Genomic DNA, 5,971 nt, shown 5'->3' on the forward strand with positions numbered 1-5,971 from the left:
CCCTCGTTGGGGCCCTCGGTAACGCCTTTGACTACCTTGCCAGAGGCCGTGCGGCCTTCCCACGTATACTTCTTCGCCATGACCCGATCTCCTTGATCGCCGCGAGCCCCACCGGCTGACGCGCCACGCCTGTCGGATGCGAGCGGCCACCAATCGGGGCCGCTGTCCATCTCGCCGCGGAACAGAAACGAAACCCCGAAAGTCTAACAAATATTGGGCACTTGCGCCAACTCCGCGGCGCCGGAGGGGGCAGAAACCTTCTGGAGCCCCCCAAACGAGAGCGGCCCGCGCCGCCAGAGGCGGGCGGGCCGGCACTACCCTTGCTCTTGCTGAGGGAAATCAGTGGGATTTCTGCGCCGCCATGGCGCCGGTCGCCGTTGCCGAGGCCGCGTGGGGTAGCGGCAGACCGGCGCGCTGGAACATGGTGGCCAGCTCCTCGGGGTCGGAGCTGCGCAGGAATGCGCTCTCCGCCGAGATCAGTCGCTTCTGCGCGAGCGCAATCAGCGACTGGTTCATGGTCTGCATTCCGTATTTGGTCTGGCCCACCTGCATCTGCGAATACATCTGGTGGATCTTGTCCTCACGGATCAGATTTCGGATGGCGGGGGTGGGGACCATGATTTCCAGCGCCATCACGCGGCCCGTGCCCGATGCCTTGGGCAGCAGGGTTTGTGAGAGCACACCTTCGAGCACGAAGGAGAGCTGGGCGCGCACCTGGGGCTGCTGATAGGGCGGAAACACGTCGAGAACGCGGTTGATCGTCTGGACACATCCATTCGTATGGAGGGTTCCGAACGCCATATGGCCCGTTTCAGCGATGGTGAGCGCCGCCTCGATCGTCTCGAGGTCGCGCATTTCGCCCACCAGCACGACGTCCGGATCCTGGCGCAGAATGTATTTGAGCGCCGTCTTGAAACTCTTGGTATCGGCGTGAACTTCACGCTGGTTCACCACGCATTTCTTGTGGGGATGGAGGAACTCGATCGGGTCCTCGATCGTCATGATGTGCTCATGACGCTCGGAGTTAATCTTGTCGATGATCGTTGCGAGCGTCGTGGACTTGCCCGACCCCGTGGGGCCGGTCACCAGAACGAGGCCGCGGGGCTTGTCGGCGATGGAGGCCACCACCTGCGGCAGGCCCAGCTCCTGAAAGCTCAGAATCTTGAACGGAATCACGCGGAAGGCAGCCGCTACGGCGCCGCGCTGCATGAACACGTTGCCACGGAAACGAGAGAGCCCCTTCACACCGAACGAAAGGTCGAGTTCGTTCTGCTCTTCGAACTGGTGCTTCTGCGAGTCGGTGAGAATCGAATAGCAAAGCTGCTTGGTGTCGTTGGCGCCCATGGGCGGCACCTTGAGCGGGGTGAGATCACCGTCGATTCGGAGCTGCGGGGGCGAACCCGTCGTAATGTGGAGGTCGCTGGCCCCCTTTTCGATCATCGCCTTGAGTAGCTGGTGAAGATTAACAGCCATTGCAGTCGCTTCCTTGTCGTGTCGGCCGTGCGTTGGGTCCGGCCTGGTCAGCCCGCAGAGCCGATGCCAGCGGGCCATCGGCGCGAAGAGTCATCTCGATCAATCGGGAACCGAAATACGGACGACTTCCTCCAGCGTGGTCATGCCATTCTTGATATGCAGCAGGCCCGACTGGCGCAGCGTGCGCATTCCCAGTTCCATCGCCTCACGCTTGATCTCCAGCGTCGAGGCACCATTGAGGATCAGTTCCTTGAGCTCGTCGTGCATCAGCATCACGTTGTAAACCGCCACGCGCCCCTTCATGCCGCTGTCATTGCAGACCTTGCAGCCCTTGCCCCGATAGGGGCTGAAGGTGTCTTTCCAGTCCTCGGGCATGCCCGCATCGATGAGCGCCTTCCAGTTCGCCTCTTCGGGTTCCTTGCACTCGGGGCAAAGGCGCTTGGCAAGGCGCTGGGCCAGGATCACGTTCACCGAAGACGCCACCAGGAAAGGCTCGACGCCCATGTTCAGAAGGCGCGAGACGGTGGCCGGCGCGTCGTTGGTATGCAGCGTGGAGAGAACCAGGTGGCCCGTGAGGGCGGCCTTGATCCCGATTTCCGCCGTCTCGAAGTCGCGAATCTCGCCCACCAGGATGATGTCGGGATCCTGTCGAAGGAAGCTGCGGAGGGCCGCGGCGAAGTTCAGGCCGATGTCGTCCTTCATCTGCACCTGGTTGATGCCGGCGAAGTTGAATTCGACGGGATCTTCGGCCGTCGAGATATTCACGTCCTCGGAGTTGAGCTCGGCAAGCGCGGAGTAGAGAGTCGTCGTCTTGCCCGAACCCGTGGGACCGGTCACCAGGCACATACCATTGGGACGCTCGATGCCGTCTTTCCACTGCGCCAACTGGTAGTCGTCGAATCCGAGCTTCGTCATATCGAGCTGCAGGTTCGACTGGTCCAGGAGCCGGAGCACGATTTTTTCGCCAAAGAGCGTGGGGCAAACCGACACGCGATAGTCCATCGACTTGTTGCGGCCCATCTTGAGCTTGATGCGGCCGTCCTGGGGAAGGCGGCGCTCGGCAATATCGAGCGAACTCATGATCTTCAAGCGCGAGGTGATCGCGTTCTTGAGCTTGAGCGGCGGCCGCATGATTTCTTCGAGGTCACCGTCGGTGCGGTAACGCACGCGGTAGGACTTCTCGTAGGGTTCGATGTGAATGTCGGAGGCGCCGCGCTTGATTGCCTCCATCAGGATATAGTTGCAGAGCTTGATGACCGGCGCGTCCTCGGATGCCGCGGCCAGGGCGTCCATGTCGACGTCCTCGTCCTCATCGCCGAATTCAACACCCTCAAGATCATCCATGCCGTCGAGCAGGTCATCGGTATCGAACTCGTCTTCGGCCTGGAGTGCGGAGTAGTAGCGCTCGGTCGCCTCTTCAATGGCCTGCTCGGTGGCCACAACCACTTCGATGTTGTAACCGGTGACGAACTTGATGTCGTCGATGGCCATGATGTTCGAGGGATCGGCCATGGCCACGATGAGCGTGGCACCGGCGCGGTTGACGGGAATCAGCTTGTATTTTTGCGCCTGATCGTGCGGGATCAGCCGGATGACTTCCTCATCGATCTCGAACTCGCTGAGGTTGATCGAGGGCACGCCGAACTGCTTCGAGAGGAAGCTGGTCAGCTCACTCTCTTCGACGAGTCCCAGTCGTGTCAGTGTCGTGCCGAGGCGCTCACCGCTCTTTTTCTGTTCTTCAAGCGCCTGCTGCAGCTGCACCGGGCTGATGAGTTTTTCGCGAACAAGAAGCTCTCCAAGACGACCGCTCATATGACTCTTTCTCCAAACATGGGCCCGGATTTATTGCCGGGTTACACGCAGGTTTCGTACATACGCCTTCAGCGCGGGCTCTGCCCGTCATACGCCCCAAGGGTAGGTTGTTGTCTGGCCGCCCCCACCTGACGTGGCTGGCCCACAAAACCCCGAAAACACGCACGGTTTCCGGTCCCTGGCAAGTGTAAGTACCTGCAGCGCAGATGGTAGGCGACCTCGTGCCCGCCAGTCAAAATCTACCCTGCAGCCGGGTCCGTGTTTTTTTCGTCAATGACGCATGGCGCAATCAGCATCCCTGCACGAATTCAATGTAATGGGGGTCACAACTGCCCAAGACGGATCGAAATAGAATATGCTGGAAGCACGGTGAGGTGCCGGCGCGCAAAGAATCGCCTTTGAGAGAAGCAACATCTCAGGGGTGTGAGAGCGCCGCCAGGCCCGGTTGACCAGACCGGGAACGTGGTTAGGTTGAAACTCACCCCTCTTTGCGAGAGGTGAGGGGGCGTTCCCCGGCGGACGCTCCAATGCAGCGGCAAGGCCCTCCTTCCCGCACCCCCGAGAGGTCACTTCATGAAATGGTTTGACAACATGCGAGGCGGCAACCCCAAGGCCGACACCTCGGACATTCCCTCCGAGCTGCCGATTCTTCCACTGCGCAATGCGGTGCTCTATCCGGGCGCCATCATTCCGCTGAGCGTGGGACGTCCCAAGTCGGTCCAGCTCGTCGAGGACGCACTCAAGGGCGATCGCATCATCGGACTGGTTGCCCAGCGCAGCCCGACCACCGACGATCCGCTCTGGACCGACGTCTACAGCTACGGCACCGCCGCGCGCATCATCAAGACGTTCAAGGTCAATGAAGACACCGAAAACCTGGTCGTCCAGGGCATCGTGCGCTTCAAAATTCTCGACGGCCTGCAGCTCGACCCGTACCACAAGGCGCGGATCGAAGCCCTGCCCGACAGTGTGGGCGCGCCGGCGGAGGTCGAAGCCCTGGTGCGCGCGATCAAGGGACTGGCATCCCAGGCCATCGACATGTCGCCCAACATTCCCGACGAGGCGGCCCAGATCATCGAAAACGTCGACGACGCCAACTACCTGTGCTACCTGATCGCCGGCAACATCAACATTGACGTCGCCAAGCGCCAGGAAATCCTGGAGATCGTCGACCTGCCCGCGCGCCTGCAGACGATTCACGAACTACTGCAGAACGAGGTGCAGGTGCTCGGCCTCTCGCAGAAGATCCAGTCCAACGTCAAAAGCGAGATGGACAAGAACCAGCGCGAGTACTATCTGCGCGAGCAGATGAAGGCGATCCGCCGCGAGCTCGGCGACATCGACGACAAGGGTGACGAGCTCGAAGAGCTGCGTGACCAGCTCGAAAAGAAAGCCATGCCGCAGGAAGCGCGCGACGCCGCCATGGCGGAGTTCAAGCGCCTGCAGCGCATGCCGCCGGCCTCCGGCGAGTACACGGTAAGCCGCACCTACCTGGACTGGTTCCTCGACCTGCCCTGGGAGGAGTCGACCGAAGACAACATCGACCTCAAGGGTGCCGAGGTGATTCTCGACGAGGATCACTACGGCCTCGACAAGATCAAGAAGCGCGTCCTGGAATACCTGGCCGTGCGCAAGCTCAACCCCTCACTGAAGGGTCCGATCCTGTGCTTTGTCGGACCTCCGGGCGTTGGAAAGACCTCGCTGGGCAAGAGCATCGCCCGCTCGCTTGGCCGCAACTTCCAGCGCATTTCGCTGGGCGGCGTGCGTGACGAGGCCGAGATCCGCGGTCACCGCCGCACCTATGTGGGCGCGCTGCCGGGCAAGATCATCCAGAGCCTCAAGAAGTCCGGCTCCAACAACCCGGTCTTCATGCTCGACGAGATCGACAAGCTCGGTGCCGACTACCGCGGCGATCCCTCTTCGGCCCTGCTCGAAGTTCTCGACCCGGCGCAGAACGACACGTTCTCCGATCACTACCTGGACGTGCCCTTCGATCTCTCGAAGGTCATGTTCATCGCCACGGCCAACCAGCTCGACTCCATTCCGCACGCGCTGCTCGACCGCATGGAGGTGATTGAGCTCTCTGGCTACACCGAGGAAGAGAAGCTGCACATCGCCAGCACCTACCTGGTGCCGCGCCAGCTCAAGGAGAACGCGCTCACGCCCGAGCTCTGCGAGTTCACGCAGGAGTCCCTGCAGGAAATCGTGCATCACTACACCCGTGAGGCAGGCCTGCGTAACTTCGAGCGCGAGATCGGCTCGGTCTGCCGCGGCGTGGCCCGCAAGGTGGCCACCGAGTGCGACGGTGATCTCTCGAAGACCGAGGGAATCGAGAAGACTGTTATCACGCCAGAGATGATCGACGGCTACCTGGGTCCCAAGAAGGTGGACCTCGATGCTGCAGAGCGCATCTACACCAGCGGCATTGCAACCGGCCTTGCCTGGACGCCGGTGGGCGGCGACATCCTCTTCATCGAGGCGACCATGATGCCCGGCAAGGGCGAGCTCAAGCTGACCGGTCAGCTCGGCGACGTGATGAAGGAATCGGCGGTGACCGCTCTCTCCTACATCCGCGCCAATGCCGACAAGCTCGGGATCGGCGATGACACGTTCTCCAAGAACGACATCCACATCCACATCCCGGCCGGCGCGATCAAGAAGGACGGCCCCTCGGCGGGCGTGACCA

The 5,971-nt window shown here is 61.5% G+C and carries 3 protein-coding genes; 1 reads left to right on the forward strand and 2 read right to left on the reverse strand.

Features of this window, described 5'->3' with window-relative positions; all coding sequences use genetic code 11:
- Window positions 1-339: 339 nt before the first annotated feature.
- Entirely contained in the window at window positions 340-1,473 is a 1,134-nt protein-coding gene (locus KDH09_06095) for a type IV pilus twitching motility protein PilT (GenBank protein MCB0219249.1), read from the reverse strand.
- A gap of 99 nt (window positions 1,474-1,572) precedes the next feature.
- On the reverse strand, window positions 1,573-3,285 hold the full coding sequence (gene pilB, locus KDH09_06100; GenBank protein MCB0219250.1) for a type IV-A pilus assembly ATPase PilB: 1,713 nt from the start codon (window positions 3,283-3,285) through the stop codon (window positions 1,573-1,575).
- 573 nt (window positions 3,286-3,858) lie between these two features.
- Between pilB and lon the strand changes: the two genes are divergently transcribed.
- Window positions 3,859-5,971: endopeptidase La (lon, locus tag KDH09_06105; GenBank protein ID MCB0219251.1), on the forward strand; the 2,113-nt coding region annotated here is incomplete at its 3' end.

Source organism: Chrysiogenia bacterium (genome assembly GCA_020434085.1).
Taxonomy (GTDB): domain Bacteria; phylum JAGRBM01; class JAGRBM01; order JAGRBM01; family JAGRBM01; genus JAGRBM01.

Bases quoted from the DNA above. Each gene is read 5' to 3' on its own strand.
- KDH09_06095 (MCB0219249.1), bottom strand. From the start codon at position 1,473: ATGGCTGTTAATCTTCACCAGCTACTCAAGGCGATGATCGAAAAGGGG.
- pilB (MCB0219250.1), bottom strand. From the start codon at position 3,285: ATGAGCGGTCGTCTTGGAGAGCTTCTTGTTCGCGAAAAACTCATCAGC.